Source organism: Bradyrhizobium sp. U87765 SZCCT0048, assembly GCF_018131225.1.
Classification (GTDB): Bacteria; Pseudomonadota; Alphaproteobacteria; order Rhizobiales; family Xanthobacteraceae; genus Bradyrhizobium_A.
In genome coordinates, this window is record NZ_JAFCMM010000001.1 from 2,980,610 (window position 1) to 2,996,071 (window position 15,462).

General features: G+C 66.8%; 18 protein-coding genes. 10 read left to right on the plus strand and 8 right to left on the minus strand.

The features are described 5' to 3' along the window. Positions 1-13 precede the first annotated feature (13 nt). The 4 genes from JQ639_RS13205 to JQ639_RS35280 all read right to left on the minus strand — a co-directional run bounded on the left by JQ639_RS13205 (position 14) and on the right by JQ639_RS35280 (position 3,866). Positions 14-1,153: a TIGR03032 family protein gene (locus tag JQ639_RS13205; RefSeq protein ID WP_211970862.1), complete on the minus strand. Its 1,140-nt coding sequence runs from the start codon at positions 1,151-1,153 to the stop codon at positions 14-16. 293 nt (positions 1,154-1,446) lie between these two features. Then, positions 1,447-2,454: a FecR family protein gene (locus JQ639_RS13210; protein WP_211970860.1), complete on the minus strand. Its 1,008-nt coding sequence runs from the start codon at positions 2,452-2,454 to the stop codon at positions 1,447-1,449. A 118-nt stretch (positions 2,455-2,572) separates the two neighbouring features. Beyond that, on the minus strand, positions 2,573-3,124 hold the full coding sequence (locus JQ639_RS13215) for an RNA polymerase sigma factor (RefSeq protein ID WP_349644777.1): 552 nt from the start codon (positions 3,122-3,124) through the stop codon (positions 2,573-2,575). Then, the gene (locus JQ639_RS35280) at positions 3,117-3,866 is read right to left on the minus strand and encodes an STN domain-containing protein (RefSeq protein WP_249123720.1); all 750 of its coding nucleotides are present in this window, start codon (positions 3,864-3,866) and stop codon (positions 3,117-3,119) included. The genes JQ639_RS13215 and JQ639_RS35280 overlap by 8 nt, the downstream gene beginning before the upstream one ends. Positions 3,867-4,117: 251 nt before the next feature. On the opposite strand from JQ639_RS35280, the gene JQ639_RS13220 reads away from it, so the two are divergent. Together JQ639_RS13220 and rpmG are read left to right on the plus strand one after the other, a co-directional pair. Beyond that, positions 4,118-4,588 (plus strand): DUF2867 domain-containing protein, encoded by a 471-nt coding sequence (locus JQ639_RS13220; RefSeq protein WP_211970856.1) that lies wholly within the window; start codon positions 4,118-4,120, stop codon positions 4,586-4,588. 174 nt (positions 4,589-4,762) lie between these two features. Beyond that, positions 4,763-4,930: a 50S ribosomal protein L33 gene (gene rpmG / locus JQ639_RS13225; RefSeq protein WP_002712167.1), complete on the plus strand. Its 168-nt coding sequence runs from the start codon at positions 4,763-4,765 to the stop codon at positions 4,928-4,930. Positions 4,931-5,072: 142 nt separating this feature from the next. On the opposite strand, the gene JQ639_RS13230 is transcribed toward rpmG, so the two are convergent. Further along, entirely contained in the window at positions 5,073-6,317 is a 1,245-nt protein-coding gene (locus JQ639_RS13230) for an MFS transporter (protein ID WP_211970854.1), read from the minus strand. A gap of 160 nt (positions 6,318-6,477) precedes the next feature. Between JQ639_RS13230 and JQ639_RS13235 the strand changes: the two genes are divergently transcribed. Beyond that, entirely contained in the window at positions 6,478-7,149 is a 672-nt protein-coding gene (locus JQ639_RS13235; protein ID WP_249123719.1) for a TetR/AcrR family transcriptional regulator, read from the plus strand. 34 nt (positions 7,150-7,183) lie between these two features. Here the strand turns inward: JQ639_RS13235 and JQ639_RS13240 are convergent, their stop codons facing one another. Next, the gene (locus JQ639_RS13240) at positions 7,184-8,557 is read right to left on the minus strand and encodes a PleD family two-component system response regulator (RefSeq protein ID WP_211970852.1); all 1,374 of its coding nucleotides are present in this window, start codon (positions 8,555-8,557) and stop codon (positions 7,184-7,186) included. 11 nt (positions 8,558-8,568) lie between these two features. Then, the gene (locus JQ639_RS13245; RefSeq protein ID WP_211970850.1) at positions 8,569-8,934 is read right to left on the minus strand and encodes a response regulator; all 366 of its coding nucleotides are present in this window, start codon (positions 8,932-8,934) and stop codon (positions 8,569-8,571) included. A 199-nt stretch (positions 8,935-9,133) separates the two neighbouring features. Between JQ639_RS13245 and JQ639_RS13250 the strand changes: the two genes are divergently transcribed. Further along, on the plus strand, positions 9,134-9,433 hold the full coding sequence (locus JQ639_RS13250) for a DUF3572 domain-containing protein (RefSeq protein ID WP_211970848.1): 300 nt from the start codon (positions 9,134-9,136) through the stop codon (positions 9,431-9,433). Then, positions 9,430-10,707: a DNA polymerase IV gene (locus JQ639_RS13255; protein ID WP_211970840.1), complete on the plus strand. Its 1,278-nt coding sequence runs from the start codon at positions 9,430-9,432 to the stop codon at positions 10,705-10,707. Before JQ639_RS13250 ends, JQ639_RS13255 begins: the two co-directional genes overlap by 4 nt. A gap of 91 nt (positions 10,708-10,798) precedes the next feature. On the opposite strand, the gene JQ639_RS13260 is transcribed toward JQ639_RS13255, so the two are convergent. After that, complete coding sequence (locus JQ639_RS13260) at positions 10,799-11,707, minus strand: cell envelope integrity EipB family protein (protein WP_211970838.1); 909 nt, start codon at positions 11,705-11,707, stop codon at positions 10,799-10,801. A gap of 272 nt (positions 11,708-11,979) precedes the next feature. Here JQ639_RS13260 and JQ639_RS13265 point away from each other — a divergent pair, with 272 nt between their 5' ends. The 5 genes from JQ639_RS13265 to JQ639_RS13285 all read left to right on the plus strand — a co-directional run. After that, positions 11,980-12,447, plus strand: coding sequence for a RidA family protein (locus JQ639_RS13265; protein WP_211970836.1), 468 nt, complete (start codon positions 11,980-11,982; stop codon positions 12,445-12,447). Between the two features lie 5 nt (positions 12,448-12,452). Further along, positions 12,453-13,208 (plus strand): glycerophosphodiester phosphodiesterase, encoded by a 756-nt coding sequence (locus JQ639_RS13270; protein ID WP_211970834.1) that lies wholly within the window; start codon positions 12,453-12,455, stop codon positions 13,206-13,208. Positions 13,209-13,316: 108 nt separating this feature from the next. After that, the gene (locus JQ639_RS13275) at positions 13,317-14,492 is read left to right on the plus strand and encodes a GNAT family N-acetyltransferase (protein WP_211970832.1); all 1,176 of its coding nucleotides are present in this window, start codon (positions 13,317-13,319) and stop codon (positions 14,490-14,492) included. 68 nt (positions 14,493-14,560) lie between these two features. Beyond that, entirely contained in the window at positions 14,561-14,989 is a 429-nt protein-coding gene (locus JQ639_RS13280; protein WP_211970830.1) for an HIT family protein, read from the plus strand. A gap of 96 nt (positions 14,990-15,085) precedes the next feature. Next, the coding region (locus JQ639_RS13285) for a hypothetical protein (RefSeq protein ID WP_211970828.1) at positions 15,086-15,462 on the plus strand (377 nt) is incomplete at its 3' end.

Genomic DNA, 15,462 nt, shown 5'->3' on the forward strand with positions numbered 1-15,462 from the left:
GCTCGGGCGCCCGTCAAGATGAAAGGGAAGCCGGCGACGACACGGCCGCGTCGTCATCGTTGGGCGGCGGATCGAGCCAGAGGCCGATCTCCGGCATGTCGATCGCCAGCGTCGCGGTATCGGTGTCGAGGCCGCTGATGCCGAGCCGGCGCAAACCGGCGGCAACCTGGATGTCATGGATCTCGGTGCAGCCGCCGGTGTAACGCAGCGTGCCCACCACCTGTCCGCTCGACAGTTCGATCGCCACCACGCCACAGATCAGCTCGCGACCGCTGCGCTCGACCGGTAGGCCCTCGAACGGCAGACTGCCGCGCATCAGCGACAGGCCAACGAACAGGTAGCCGCCATGCACGGCCACGCCCCGCGCGAATCCTGGCAGTGTCACGATCGGCGTGCGTGCGCCGTTCGCGCGATTGATCCGCAGCAGCGTGCCGGTCCCGGCCTCAAGAATATAAAGGTCGTCGCCGATCAGCCGCGGCGAATGCGGCATGCACAAACCCGTGGCGAGCACGCGCCCGCTCGGCACCTCCATCAGCACGCCGCCGTCGAGTCGGCGCTCGGTCCAGCCGCGCGGCGTATCGGTGGTGCCGAGCGCGGTGGCATAGCGCACCTCCCCGTCCACCACCGCCATGCCGTTGAGATGGCAGCGGTCACCGGGACGAATCTCGCTGATCCAGGATGGCTGCCACACCGGCACGAAGCTGTGAAAGCCGTCGATCCGGCAGATGCAGGAATAAGCGGTGTTGACCGCCAGAATGCCGCTGGCATCGAACACCATGTCGTGCAGCTTGCATTCGCCGGTGAGATAGCGCGCCCGCGGCACGAAGTAGCCATCGAAGACGCCGGGAAACTTGGGCAGAGCCCGCGCCAGCTTGCGGATGTTGGTCATCACGACCACCTCGGTGCGCGCTGCGACCGCGAGCCGATCGCCGTCGAGCGCCAGCCCCATCGCCGCGGGAAAGCGCGCGAACATCTGCAGCGGACGCCCCTCGCCGAGGCTGGAGAACGTCATCACCGTGCTCGACTGATAATTGGTGATCACCAGCGAGCAGCCGAGCCGCTCCAGCAGAGCCACGAACGACGGCGTCACCTGATAGTCGATCGCCTCGGCCGGGTTCACGTCCTCGGCGACAGCTTCACTCTTTCGGGTCACGGAGGGCACGGCGTTCATGCCCCGGCGCCCCATCCGAAGCAACGATCAGAGCCACACGTCGGGCGCGTCGCCCTGCACGGCCGGACAGCCCCCAGGCCGCGACGCTGCAACCGACGCGAGCGCCTCACACGCAAGGTTGCATTCACAAGCGGCATAACGCGTCCTTTCAGCAATTCCGCGTGCGCGACGCACGCCTCAATGCTGAGACACCGCAAGAGCTGCAAAGCCTCACAGGAGTTTTGTGAAAGTTCGATGTCGCCGCGGGAACCAGCTCGCGGGGATCGCGTGCGCCGTTACGACAGCAGCACGACCCCGCCCGGCAGCGCGCGCCGACGCACGCCGAAGGCCTGCTCGATCTGCGCGAGCGCCTCGTCGGGGCGGTCAATGCGGAAGCGGCCGTTGACAGGCAGGCGCCCCGCGTCCGCGTTGAGCAGGACGATGTGTCCGGCACGATAGCGGTTGAGCTCGTCGATGACCTCGGCGAGCGGCTGCATGTTGCAGACGATCAGGCCCTGCTGCCAGGCCGCGACGACGGCGGGATCGATCGCCGCCACCGGGCGCAGGCCGTCGGCGCCGTAGACGACCTGCTGACGCGATGACAGCGTCACCGCCTGCGCGCCCACCTCGACGCGCACGTCATCGGCAAAGCATGTCACGCACACCGTCGCGCCGGTCATGCGGACGTCGAACTTCGCACCGCGCGTCGTGGTGCGGCCGCCGGCGGCGACGACGCGGAACAGCCCTTCGCTCTCTGCGCCTGTGGCTCGCGCCTGCTGCGCGAGGTTGAACGAGGCCTCGCCTGCGATCAGCTCCACCGTGCGGGCGTCAGATCCGGCACCGACCGACAGGCTGGTGCGGGTGTTCATCTGTACCGAAATGCCTTCGGCGACCGTGACGTGACGCTGCTCGCCGGTGGCGGTGCGATAGTCGGCGCGCAGCTCGAACACCGACGGCCACAGTCCGAGCGGTGGCCGCACCACCAACACGCCCGCCGCGGACGCCGCGAGCGCACCGCCGATCAGCGCCCGCCGGCCGATGCGGCGGGAGGCCGTCGCAATCCGCGCGCGATCCGCCGCCGCCCGCTCGTCATCGAGCAGGCTGCGGCCAGCCGGACCGAACGCATCCCAGAACTGGCGCGCCTCCGACAACGCCGCCGCATGGGCCGGGCTGCGCGCGCACCACTGCCGCAGCGCCGCCGCATCGGCCGTCGTCGCCTCGCCCGAGGTCAGGCGCCGGACCCACGCCAGGGCCTCGGCCTGCAAGGCCGCCAGCTCCTCCGTCTGCCCGTCGGTCACCACCATCGCCCTCTCGCGTCCACCCCGGCCGTCGCAATCCTGCCGGCGGAGCGGCTCAAGACCCCTCCGTTGCATAGACACCTGTGGATGCTCAAACCCGCATCAATTTGTTGAAGGATCATCGTCAACGCCTCCCGCGGCCCTGGCGAAAACGGGTGACGCAATATTCCTGCGCCCGGCGCAGCTCCTTTTCCACGAGGCTGACGGAAATCCGAAAGCGCTGCGCGATCGCCTGCCGCGACAGCCCCTCGAGGCGCGCGGCCAGCAGGATGGCGCGCGGTCGCGGCGGCAGTTCCGCCATGATGCGCTTCAGCCGCTCGATATCCGAGCGGCCCTCGATGATGCGCTGGGCGTCCGGCGCGTCGTCGGCGATGTGCAGGAGGTCCTCGACCTCCGCCGCGCCGAGACGGCGGACTTCGGCGCGGCGCTGGTTGAGTGCGATGTTGAAGGCTGCGCGAAACAGGTAGGCGACGGGATTGCGGACCTTGCCGACCGCCTCGGCGCCATCGAGGCGCAGATAGGTGTCCTGCAGCGCGTCCTCCGCCCATTCGGTCGAGCCCAGCCGCCGCGCCAGACGCGATTTCAGGTCGCCATAGCGCTCGGTCAGCAGCGCACGCAGCGCGGGGGTGCCATGGCCCGTGCCGGCCGCATCGGCTTCGTCGCGCTCGTCAGCCACGGCGATGGTTCTCCGTGGCCGTGCAGGCGACGACGCCGCCCGAGGCGCGCGGCAGCAGCACCATGGTGAAGGGCTGCGCCATCCGTGCCGGCGGCGGCTCGCCGACCGCGACCGCGGTGGCGCCGTCAATGATCTGCGCATCGCGCTGCACGTCGCCGGTCGAACTCAACAGGCGAACCCGCGTCACCGCGCCATCCGCGCCGACCCACAGGCTGAGCGCGGCGCGGTAGTCGCCGGGCCGCGTCAGCGGCCTGCCGCACAGCGCTTCGTTGACGCTTTGCTGCAGCAGCGCAGAATAGCGTCGCTCCACGGCGTCCTGCGCCGACAATGCGGCGCGCGCGATCGCGGCGGGCGTCCGCATCAGTCCCGGATCGTCCGGCGCGACGACGACGACAAAAGCCCCCGCCGAGGTGTACTGGGCAACGAGGCCGCTGTCCCGCAGCAGCAGGTGGAGCGCCTGCTCGGGCGCGAAGGTGCCGCGGACGGCGTTGGAGATTCGCCCCTCGGCGAGACGTCCATTGTAGACGGCGACGAGACCGGTCGCAGCACTGTAGGCGTCGAGCGCCGCGGCGAGTGGCTGGGCGGGAATATCGAACGGCGCGGCCGCATCGTGCTGCGCGACGGCGGACCGCATCGCCCCGGACGTCAGCGCGAGCATCAGCCAGAGGGCCGCCCAGCCGGCACGGCCGCGATTGAAGGCGGGCGGAATGGCCCGACACGGCCGCTCGGATTCGCAACGCACGCAGTCTTCCCTGGCGCAGCCGGTCGCGCGGGATCCATTCCCCTCGCCGCAAGCCGGCAAACGGCGCGGACACTAGTCCCCCGTCGACGACAGAATCGTGACAATGCCGTTCACGGGCGTCTGCGGTGGGTTGTCACCTTGGACAATTTGTCCGGCGCGCGCCCCGCCAGGGTTGCTACGATCGGCAAACCCCGGTCCGGACGCGCGCGGCATGTCGCGGCGCTCCCCCGGCCGGTGCGAGGAGAGAGATCATGAAGGTGCAGCCCGTATCTCCTGATCCCCGACATGCGGCGCTGCTGCAGGGCGCCGATTTCGCCGATGCCTACCGCATCGACGCCGTCGATCCGCAGCTCGACGCCTTCACCGTCGCACGGCGCGCCACGCAGCCGCTGCCGTGGGTCGCGGCGCTGCTGGCGCTGCGCAACCTCCTCGTGTCGCCGTTCGGGCTCAAGCATGGCCGCGAGCCGCTGCCTGAGAGCATGACCCGCCTCGGCATCTTCCCCGTGCTCAGCGAAGCACCCGACCGGGTCGTGCTCGGAATCGACGACCGGCATCTCGATTTTCGCCTGGTGATCGAGGCCCCCGGCACTGGCGAGGTCACCGGAACCACTCTCGTGCGCACCCACAACCGACTCGGTCGCGCCTATCTGTGCCTGGTGCTGCCGTTCCACCGCCTGATCGTGCCGCGGATGATGCGGCAAATCGGCTCGCCAACCCCCTGAATCCGCCGCAGAATCCGCCCCCGCGCCGGTTCCCCGTCATGGCGGCCGGGAAAGACCGCGATTTTATTGCCAAAAGCTTGACTTTGCGGCGTTCCCGGCTAGTTTGCCGCCCAAACGCGGGTCCGGCGTGGCTGGCCCGCTTTTCGCTTTTTCAGAACACCCGAGGGTTTCGCCATGGCCAAAGCGGTCACGATCAAGGTCAAGCTGGTTTCCAGCGCCGACACCGGCTTCTATTACGTGGCCAAGAAGAACTCGCGCACGATGACCGACAAGCTCGTCAAGAAGAAGTACGATCCGGTCGCCAAGAAGCACGTCGAGTTCCGGGAAGCCAAGATCAAGTAAGAGTTCAAGGAAGCGGTCGCGGATCGCGCCTCCGGCGCGAGCCATCCGCCGATCGATGGGACGGGGCCTTGCGGCCCCGTTTTTATTTTGGCGCTGTTTTATTTGGCCCTGGTTCGTTTGGGCGTCAGCGCCGCCCCTGCCCTCAGCTGCGCCCCGCCGCCACGAGCGGCGGCTCCGACGGGCGCACCAGCGCAAACGCCACCTGCACGACGCCGGCGGTCAGCCCCAGCGCGAGGCCAAGCTGCCAGGCCAGCGTGTACGATCCCAGCATGTCGTAGATGACGCCGCCGCCATAGGCGCCGAGGAAGCTGCCGATCTGGTGGTTCATGAAGGCGACGCCCTGGATCATCGCCTGCCAGCGCAGCCCGAACATCTCGGCCACTGATCCGGCGACCAGCGGGCTGACGCCGAGCCACAGGAAGCCCATCATCGCGGCGAACGCCAGCGTGCTGCCAGCCGTCGGCGGCGACATGAAATACCACGCCAGCACCAGCGAGCGCCCGACATAAATCAGGCCGAGCAGCATCAGCTTGTTCCAGCGCCCGCCGGCCCAGCCGAAGAACAGGCTGCCGAGCACGTTGAAGCCGCCGATGACCCCGAGCGCCTGCGCGCTCAGCATCGGGTCCATGCCGCAGAACTGCAGATAGGACGGCAGGTGCGTGGTGATGAAAACCAGCTGCATGCCGCAGACGAAATAGGCCGACATCATCACCAGGAACGAGGCATTGCCGAGCGCGCCGCGCAGCGCCGCTCCCGCCGACACGTCGCCAATCTCAGCGCCTGCGGCGCGCGGCAGCGGCACGCGATCGATCCTGCCCGCAAACCATGCCGCCGGAATCAGCGCCAGCGAAAGAACGACGAAACCGATCAGCCCGATGCGCCAGCCCTGGGTCTGGTTGAGGATCTGGCCGAGCGGCGCCGCCATCAGCGCACCGAGCGAGCCCGCCCCGGAGACGAGGCCCAGCACCGTGCTGCGCACCGCCGGCGGCGTCGCCCGTGTCGCCACCGACATCGCGATCGCCGACGCGGTGCAGGCCAGCGAGACGCCGATCAGCACGCCGGCGCCGAGCATGATCGTGACGAGGCCGTGCGACGCCGCCATCAGCGCCAGCCCCGCGATGTAGAACAGCGCGCCGGCGATCATGATCGGCCGAAACCCGTAGCGGACGGTGAGCGCGCCGGCCGGCGGCTGCAGAAAACCCCACGCGAGGTTCTGCACCGCGATCGCCAGCGTGAAGTCCGACACCGAAATGCCGATGTCATGGGTGAGCGACTGCATGAAGATGCCGAGGCTCTGGCGCAGCCCCATGCTGAGGCTCAGCATCAGCGAGGCGCCGATCAGGATGGGAAGCGCGGGGCGCAGGGTTCGCAGCATGGCCGACGGCATGGTTCTCGTTCTCCCGAGCTCTTGTTGTTGTGCCCACGCGACCCGATACAGTCCGCGGCCTCCCCCAGCCGCGACATTCGCGCGGCTTGATTACACAGATCGGTGTAATTAGATTGGGGCGCGCCCCGATCGTCAAGGAAAAACTACACAGGTCTGTGTCATGCCGCTCACCCCTGCACGTCCCGCAGCTCCCGGTCAGGCCATGAAGGAGCGCATCCTCGCTGCCGCCGACCGCCTGTTCTACCTGCAGGGCATTCGCGCGATCGGCGTCGACACCGTCGCGGCCGAAGTCGGCATCAGCAAGCGCACGCTGTACAACCACTTTCCGTCGAAGGATGCGCTGGTCGCGGCCTATCTGTCGCGCCGCTCCGTGCCGGTGCCGCCCTCGGACAAGTCGCCGCTCGATCAGTTGCTCGGCGCGTTCGACCGCCTCGCGCGCGCCTCCGGCCGGGCAGACTATCGCGGCTGCCCGTTCGTCAACGCGGTCGCCGAACTGGGCAACGAGGACCATACCGCGCGACGCATCGCCCTCGATTTCAAGGAAAGCCGGCGGCTGTGGGTGCGCGGCCTCCTCATCCAGCTCGGCGCCGCCGATGCCGATGCGCTCGCTACCCAGATCGTGGTGCTGATCGACGGCGCGATCACCACCGACCTCGTGCGGCGGGATCCGGCGATGGCGCAGGCGGCGAAGGCCGCGGCGCAGGTGCTGCTGCGCAATGCCGGCGTGCGCGTCGATGCGCCCGCCGCGATGGCGCGGCAGGTGGCGCGCGCCGCGGCCACTCCGCGCAAGGCGGCGCGTCTCGGGCGCGCATCGCGCGGTCACGCGAGCTGAACGACGAACCTGCCGGGGAAGGTGTTTGCGCCGCTCAGGCGGCGTTGGCGACGACGCGGTTGCGGCCGTCGTGCTTGGCGCGGTACAGCGCCTGGTCGGCGCGCTTCATGACGTCGCCGATCGGCTCGCCCTTGCGATCAAGCACCGCAATGCCGATAGAAATGGTCACGTCGATGCGCTTGGCGCCTTTCTCGATCGCGAACGGTTCGCCGGCGATCGAACGGCGCAGCCGCTCGCCGACCATCGCCGCGACATTGATATCGGTCTCCGGCATCACCACCACGAACTCCTCGCCGCCATAGCGGCAGGCGAGATCGATGCCGCGGATCGACTTGCGAATGCGCACCGCGAACTCGCGCAGCACGTCGTCGCCGGCGTCGTGGCCATAGGTGTCGTTGATCGACTTGAAGAAGTCGATGTCGAGCATCATCAGCGACAGCGGTTTGCCGCGCGTTCCGGCCTGTTCGGCGAGCGTCGCGAGGTGGCTCTCCATGTAGCGGCGGTTGTGCAGGCCGGTCAGCGCATCGGTGATCGCCATCTCGATCGAACTCTGCACGTTGTCGCGCAGGTGATCGGTGTAGCGGCGGCGGCGGATCTGGGTGCGCGCACGGGCCAGCAGCTCGTTCTTGTCGACCGGACGCAGCAGGTAGTCATTGACCCCGATCTCGAGGCCGCGCAGCAGCCGCGCATTGTTATCGGCATCCGCCAGCGCGAGGATCGGCACCTGACGGGTGCGATCGAGCGAGCGCGCCTGGCTGCACAGCCGCAAGCCGTCGAAATTCTCCAGGCTCAGCGACACGATCAGGAGATCGTAGCCGCCCTCCGCGGCGTGGAACAGCGCCTCGTTCGGATCGGCTTCGACATCCACCGTATGTTCGGTGCTGAGCACCGGCGCGAGGCGCTCGTAGGACGACGGGCGATCGTCGACCAGCAGGATGCGGCCGCCCTTGCCGACATCGGCTACCGCCTCGCGCTCCGGGCTCTGGATCCCGATCTCGAACGAGGTGATGGCGCGCATGCGCAGCTCGTCCGTCATCATCTTCAGCCGCGTCAGCGACCGCACGCGGGCAATCAGAACGACGTCGGACACCGGCTTGGTGAGGAAATCGTCGGCGCCCGCTTCCAGGCCCTTGACGCGATCGGACGGATGGTCGAGCGCCGTGACCATCACGACGGGAATGAAATGGGTCTTGGGATTGGACTTCAGGCGGCGGCAGACCTCGAAGCCATCCATGTCCGGCATCATGACATCGAGCAGCACGATGTCGCATTCGGCGCGCTCGCAGATCTCCAGCGCCTGCGCGCCGCAACTGGCGGTCAGGACGTCGAAGTACTCGGCAGACAGGCGTGCCTCCAGCAACTTGACGTTCGCTGGAATGTCGTCGACGACCAGAATGCGCGCGGACATCGCACCTCACCCTATCCGATGAACTGCCGGACCGTTTCGATGAACTTGCCGACAGAGATCGGTTTCGACAAATAAGCTTCGCATCCACCTTCGCGGATCCGCTCCTCGTCGCCCTTCATGGCGAACGCGGTGACGGCGACGATGGGGATGGCGCGCAATTCCGGATCGTTCTTGATCCAGCGCGTGACATCGAGCCCGGAGACTTCGGGCAGCTGAATGTCCATGAGAATGAGATCGGGGCGATGACGGCGCACGAGATCGAGCGCATCGGTGCCCCGGTTGGTGCCGACGGTCTGATAGCCATGGGCTTCCAGCAGGTCGCGGAAGAGCTTCATGTTGAGCTCGTTGTCTTCCACGATCAGGACGGTCTTGGCCATCCCGTCCCTCCTATCCGGTGCAATCCATCCGTCATCGGCAAACAATTCACTTTCGCACCGCCAGCCAGATCTTCGAACCAAGTGGACAGCGCGATCACGCCCCAAAATCACAACGCCTCATCGCTTGATAAGGCTCCGCTGACTCGGGCATGATGATTCAAAATAGAGACGATAAGTTACGGAAAGGCAAACAGAATTGATGACAAAGCGATCCCACGATCCCCGCGAAGTCGCTGAAATCGTGGCGATTCAGGCGCTTTCTTTCGTCGCCGGCGACGCCGAGCGTTTGGGCCTGTTCCTGGCCGAGACCGGCATCGGGCCGGAAACCCTGCGCTCGGCTGCGAAGGACCCGCAATTCCTCACCGGCGTGCTCGATTTCCTGCTGCGCGACGAGGGAATTCTCAAGGCCTTCTGCGAATCGTCGCATCTCGACGCCAAAATCGTCTCCAACGCGCGCGAGGTGCTCGGCGGGCCGACATGGGAGCGTGAGGATCCGTGACCACGGGGCCGCAGTGCTTCTGCCGTGACTGTCTGTCGGACCTGCCCCGCACAACCACGCGCTGCACGGCCTGCGGCTCCCCGCGCCTCGTCCGCCATGACGGCCTCGCCGGCCTGACACTGGCCCACATCGACTGCGATGCGTTCTATGCTACCGTCGAGAAGCGCGACAATCCGGACATCGCCGATCAGCCGGTGATCATCGGTGGCGGCAAGCGAGGCGTGGTGTCGGCGGCCTGCTACATCGCCCGCACCTATGGCGTGCGCTCGGCGATGCCGATGTTCCAGGCGCTCGAAAACTGCCCGCACGCAGTGGTCATTGCCCCGAACATGGCGAAGTATGTCCGTGTCGGCCGCGAAGTGCGCACAGCGATGCTGGCGCTGACGCCGCTGGTCGAACCGCTGTCGATCGACGAGGCCTTTCTCGACCTCGGCGGCACCGAGCGGCTGCATGGCATGATTCCGGCGAAGGTGCTTGCGCGCTTCGCCCGCGATATCGAACGCGATGTCGGCATCACCGTCTCCATCGGCCTCTCGGTCAACAAGTTCATCGCCAAGATCGCCTCCGACCTCGACAAGCCGCGCGGCTTCGCCGCCCTCGACCAGGCGCAGGCGGCGGAGATGCTGGCCAAGAAACCCGTCGGATTCATCTATGGCGTCGGTCCCGCGACCGAGGCGAAGCTCGCGCAACGCGGCTTTCGCCTGATCGCCGACCTGCAGCGCGCCGACGAGATCGAGCTGATGCGCCAGTTCGGCCCGGAAGGCCGCCGCCTGTGGCGGCTCGCGCGTGGCATGGACGAACGCAAGGTCGTCGCCGATCGCGACGCCAAGACGATCTCCAGCGAAACCACATTCGAAACCGACATCCGCGATCTCGCCACGCTCGAGAAGGTGCTGTGGCGGCTGTGCGAGAAGGTTTCGGGTCGCCTCAAGAACGGCGAACTCGCCGGCTCGACCATCACGCTCAAGCTCAAGACAGCGGACTTCCGCCAGCGCACGCGCGCTCAGTCGATCAACGCGCCGACACAGCTTGCCGGCAAGATCTTCGCGACCGCCCGCGACATGCTGGCGCGGGAGATCGACGGCACGCCTTTCCGCCTGATTGGCGCCGGCGTCAGCGCGCTGAAGCCTGGCGCGGGCGCCGCTGGCGACAGCGACCTGCTCGACCGCCGCAGCGCCCATGCCGAGCGCGCCATGGACGATCTCAGGAAGAAATTCGGCGCCGCTGCGGTGATCCGAGGCATCGCCTATAACGGCCCGGCGAAGACGGATTAGCGTCCGAACTGTTTCGGGCACTCATATGTGGAAGGCCTCTACGAAAGGCATTCCTGAGCAGCGCGCAACGACGCACCTTCGGGCGTTCCCATCAGGGCTTGCAGGGCTTGGTGTCCTTGACGTCGATCTTGCCCATCGCGCCGGCGATGACGAAATCGTTGTAGTCCAGCACCAGCGCACGCGACACGCCGTTCTCGTAGAGTTCGAACGACATCGCGTACACCGGCGTCTGCTCGCCGATGTCCGACTTGGCGGCACGGTCGTAGTAGCTCACGGTCACCGGCCAGCGTGTCATGCTCTTGAGCGCATCGCTGTCGGTGCCGGCATCGGGCTGCGCCGGCTTGCGTTCGCCCGGGATCGGCTGGCCGATCACGGTCAGGGTGTTGTAGACCTTCTCGCCATCGTCGGAGCCATCGTACACAACGAGTTCGAGAATGCTCTTGCCTTCTTTTGCGGCAGCAATGATGCGCCTGACCTGCTCGGTCGGAAACACCGTCTCCTCGCCGAGGGTGAAGGTCTTCTGCTTCGGCAGCTTGAGCTTGACGGTGATGCCGTGGCCGGTGCGTTCCGCGATGCCATCGACGGCGGCGGGCGCGTTGTCGTTCATCCGCGTCTCGACCTTGAAGCGATAGCTCTTTCCGTCGGCGTCCTCCCAACTGGTCGAACGCAGGTCGCTCATCGTGGTCTTGTTCTCGCCGCTGTCGAGCTCGGAGACCTGCCGGAAGTCGGTGGTATAGCCCTCGCAGCTGCTGCCCGAGAAGCTGTAGAGAATGCGGCCCCGCGCGCTGTTGATGGCGGCGTTGCCACGCGCCTTGCGCAGGCTGAGGTCATAGACCGCCTGATGGGCGAGGAAGGGCACGCTGGCCGCAACGGTCGCGCCGGCCGGTGCCGCCCGCACCGTATCACCGGCGGCGAAGGCGACGACCACGGCGGCGAGCAGAGGCGCCAACTTGCGCACGGTCACGGCACCTGGGCGAACGAAAAGCTGCGAGCGACGCATGCCGCCTCCTTGAAAAGACGAATCAACCATAGATGCCGCCCCCGGACGCCGCAATCGCACAGCCTTCCAAAACCCGGGCGACCCCATTAAAAAACGGCCATGTTGGCCTTCATGGCAACGCTTGCATGACGCTGCTTGATGGGCGAAATATGGCCAGCGCCGGTCAAATCGGCTTGAGAGCCCGGGCTCCTGTCGAGCCCAATGCCCTGGACAACCCTTGCGCACATCGCAGCCGACCGACGCGTGTTTTTTTGGAAATCGAGGACAGAGCAATGGCCGGAACGGTTGAGCAGAAACTCGCGACCTTGGGCATCACCCTGCACGCGCCGGCGGCGCCCGTCGCCAATTATGTCGGCTCCGTGCGCACCGGCAACCTGCTGGTGGTGTCGGGCCAGGTCTGCTTCGGCGCCGACGGCAAGCTCGTCGCCAAGGGCAAGCTCGGCGCCGGCGTCAGCATCGAACAGGGTGTCGCCGCGGCGCGCGCCTGCGGCATCAACCTGCTTGCCCAGGTCAAGGCCGCAGTCGGCGACCTCGACAAGGTGACGCGCGTCGTTCGCCTCGGCGGATTCGTCAACGCCGCGCCCGACTTCATCGATGGTCCCAAGGTGCTGAACGGCGCTTCCGACCTGATGGTCGAGGTGTTCGGCGACAAGGGCCGCCACGCGCGCAGCACGGTCGGCGTCGCCGCGCTGCCCTCGGACGCGGCCGTGGAAGTCGAAGCGATCTTCGAGATCGCCTGACGCCGATGCGGGCTCCCGACTGGCTGACGGCACGCCCGGTCGCACACCGGGGCCTCCATGACCGCGCGCACGGCATCATCGAAAACATGCCGTCGGCGGTCGCGGCCGCGGCCGATCGCGGCTTCGCCATCGAGGTCGATATCCAGCTGTCCGCCGATGGCGAGGCGATGGTCCACCACGACGCCGTGCTCGGCCGGCTGACCGAAGGCGGCACGGAGCGGATCGCCGACATGACGGCGGCGGCGCTCAAGCAGGTCGTCTTTCGCGGCACCACCGACCGCATGATGACGCTCAGTGATCTCTGCACGCTGGTGGCCGGGCGCGTGCCGCTGGTGGTCGAGGTCAAGAGCGCGTTCACCGGCGACCGGCGGCTGGTGCATCGGATGGCACAGGTGCTCGCGGACTATCGTGGTCCGGTGGTCGCGATGTCGTTCGACCCCGACCAGGTGCTGGCGGTACGCGAGATCGCCCCGGCGCTGCCGCGCGGCATCGTCGCTCAACGGACCTATGACCACGACTACTGGCAGCATCTTCCTCCGGCGAAGCGCGATGCCATGGTCGGGCTGCGCCACGGCTTCCAGACTCAGCCGCATTTCGTCGCCTACTGGATCGACCAGTTGCCGGCGCCAGCGCCGTGGATCGCCCGCAACGTCTTCGGCTGCCCGCTGCTGACCTGGACGGTGCGGACCGACGAACAGCGCCGCCGTGCGGCGCAGCTCGCCGACCAGATGATTTTCGAGGGGTTCCTGCCGGAGCCATGACGGGCGCACCGGCTTGCAAAGTGGGCCCTGCGTCCCGATCTGAGAAGGACAGCCTTCCCATGACCATCGCCGATCGTGTCCCCGGCCCGCAACCGACCCGCCCGCTGAATGCCTGATCCCGACTTCACGCTCGAGGCTTATCCGACCGTCGCCAAGATCCCGGCCGCGGATTGGGATGCCTGCGCCACCCCGGCCGGCGGCGTCTTCAATCCGTTCGTGAGCCATGCATTCTTCGCCGCGCTGGAGGCGTCCGGATCGGCCACCGCGCGCACCGGCTGGGGACCGCGCCATCTGGTGGCCCGGCGCGACGGCGCCATCGTCGGCATCGTGCCCTGCTATCTGAAGTCCCATTCGCAGGGCGAATACGTGTTCGATCACGGCTGGGCCGACGCCTATGAGCGTGCCGGCGGCCGCTACTATCCCAAGCTGCAGGCGACGGTGCCGTTCACGCCCGCTACGGGCCCGCGCCTGCTGATCCGCGACAGTGTCGACCGCGATGCGGTCAGCGACATCCTCGCCCGTGGCCTGATCGGGCTGTGCGAGGCCACCGACGCCTCGTCCGTGCATGTCACCTTCGCCCAGGAAGCGGAATGGGAGCGTCTTGCGACGCACGGCTTCCTGCAGCGGACCGACCGCCAGTTCCACTGGCACAACGAAGGTTACGCCACCTTCGAGGATTTCCTCGGCAACCTCGCCTCACGCCACCGCAAGGCAATCCGGCGCGAACGCCGCGACGCGCTCGCCGCCGGCATCACCATCCATCACCTCACCGGCGATGCCATCACCGAAGAGGCGTGGGACGCCTATTTCGACTTCTATATGGAGACCGGTTCGCGCAAGTGGGGCCGGCCCTATCTCAACCGCAAGTTCTATGCGCTGATCGGCGAGACGATGCGCGACCACGTGCTGCTGGTGATGGCCAGGCGCGAGGGCCGCTGGATCGCCGGCGCGATCAACTTCATCGGCTCGCAGACGCTGTTCGGCCGCAACTGGGGAGCGATCGAGCATCACCCCTTCCTGCACTTCGAGGTCTGCTACTATCAGGCCATCGACTTCGCCATCACCAACCGTCTCGCCTCCGTCGAGGCCGGCGCCCAGGGCGAGCACAAGGTGGCGCGGGGATATCTGCCGCAGACGACCCACTCCGCTCACTATATCCCCGACCCCGGTTTCCGCCGCGCGGTGCGCGAATATCTGGCGCAGGAGCGCAGCCATATCGCTGATGATATCAGCGAGATCACCGAAGCCGGCCCGTTCCGCAAAGCCGCCGCCGGTCAGGATTGAGCGGCTTGACCGCCGTTGGCACCGCGGCGACAGTGACGCCGCGCGACGTTCGCAAGCAAGAGGTCCCGATGACGGCGTACGACCCCGACAACATCTTTGCAAAAATCCTGCGCGGCGAAGTGCCTTGCTACAAGGTCTATGAGGACGAGCACACCCTCGCCTTCCTCGACATCATGCCGCGCTCACCCGGCCATGTGCTGGTGATCCCGAAGACGCCGGCGCGCAACATCCTCGACATTTCCGCCGACGATTTCGCCCATGTCGCCCGCACCGCGCACAGGATGGCTGGCGCCGCGCGCCGCGCCTTCAATGCTGATGGCATCACCGTGCAGCAGTTCAGCGAACACGCCGGCGGCCAGGCGGTGTTTCATCTCCACATGCACGTGATGCCGCGCACCACCGGCGTCGCGCTGCTGCCGCCGATGAGTCACAAGGAATCGCCGAAGGTGCTGGAAGATCACGCCACGCGCCTGATTGCAGCGCTGTCCGGCTCCTGAACGCCGTCGTCACTCACGTTCCTGTGAACAGGGGCCTGCGCATCGGCGCGGCCCCTGATTTGTTTTTTCGACCGCGCCTCTGCGATCTCCAGATGCATGGGAGGTGCGCAAAATGTCGCAGCAATCGGCGTTCACTATTTCCGCGTGTGTTTTCAAACTCTTGGCAGATCCGCTCAATTTGAACTTTTGGACGTAACGATTGCGGGTTTCCGGAACTTGGAATGGTTCCAGCAAATTTGGAAATTTGATGTCTTTTTCAAGGAGTTAGCGGTTCCATTCGACCGCACGACTCCGTCTTGGTGTTGCTGCCGCGTCACAGCTTTTTTAATGGAATCCCTGTATCACCCGGCCATTCAAGCGCGCCGTCTCAGTGTGCGTGGGGATGTAGTGGAGAATTACGTGATGAAGAAGATCCTGCTGGGCACCGTGGCGCTGATCGCGCTGGGTTCGTCTGCTTTCGCGGCTGACCTGCC

Excerpts from the sequence above, each read along its gene's own strand:
- JQ639_RS13210 (WP_211970860.1), bottom strand. The coding sequence starts at position 2,454 with ATGGTGGTGACCGACGGGCAGACGGAGGAGCTGGCGGCCTTGCAGGCC.
- JQ639_RS13220 (WP_211970856.1), top strand. The coding sequence starts at position 4,118 with ATGAAGGTGCAGCCCGTATCTCCTGATCCCCGACATGCGGCGCTGCTG.
- rpmG (WP_002712167.1), top strand. The coding sequence starts at position 4,763 with ATGGCCAAAGCGGTCACGATCAAGGTCAAGCTGGTTTCCAGCGCCGAC.
- JQ639_RS13230 (WP_211970854.1), bottom strand. The coding sequence starts at position 6,317 with ATGCCGTCGGCCATGCTGCGAACCCTGCGCCCCGCGCTTCCCATCCTG.
- JQ639_RS13235 (WP_249123719.1), top strand. The coding sequence starts at position 6,478 with ATGCCGCTCACCCCTGCACGTCCCGCAGCTCCCGGTCAGGCCATGAAG.
- JQ639_RS13240 (WP_211970852.1), bottom strand. The coding sequence starts at position 8,557 with ATGTCCGCGCGCATTCTGGTCGTCGACGACATTCCAGCGAACGTCAAG.
- JQ639_RS13245 (WP_211970850.1), bottom strand. The coding sequence starts at position 8,934 with ATGGCCAAGACCGTCCTGATCGTGGAAGACAACGAGCTCAACATGAAG.
- JQ639_RS13250 (WP_211970848.1), top strand. The coding sequence starts at position 9,134 with ATGACAAAGCGATCCCACGATCCCCGCGAAGTCGCTGAAATCGTGGCG.
- JQ639_RS13260 (WP_211970838.1), bottom strand. The coding sequence starts at position 11,707 with ATGCGTCGCTCGCAGCTTTTCGTTCGCCCAGGTGCCGTGACCGTGCGC.
- JQ639_RS13265 (WP_211970836.1), top strand. The coding sequence starts at position 11,980 with ATGGCCGGAACGGTTGAGCAGAAACTCGCGACCTTGGGCATCACCCTG.
- JQ639_RS13270 (WP_211970834.1), top strand. The coding sequence starts at position 12,453 with ATGCGGGCTCCCGACTGGCTGACGGCACGCCCGGTCGCACACCGGGGC.
- JQ639_RS13275 (WP_211970832.1), top strand. The coding sequence starts at position 13,317 with ATGCCTGATCCCGACTTCACGCTCGAGGCTTATCCGACCGTCGCCAAG.
- JQ639_RS13280 (WP_211970830.1), top strand. The coding sequence starts at position 14,561 with ATGACGGCGTACGACCCCGACAACATCTTTGCAAAAATCCTGCGCGGC.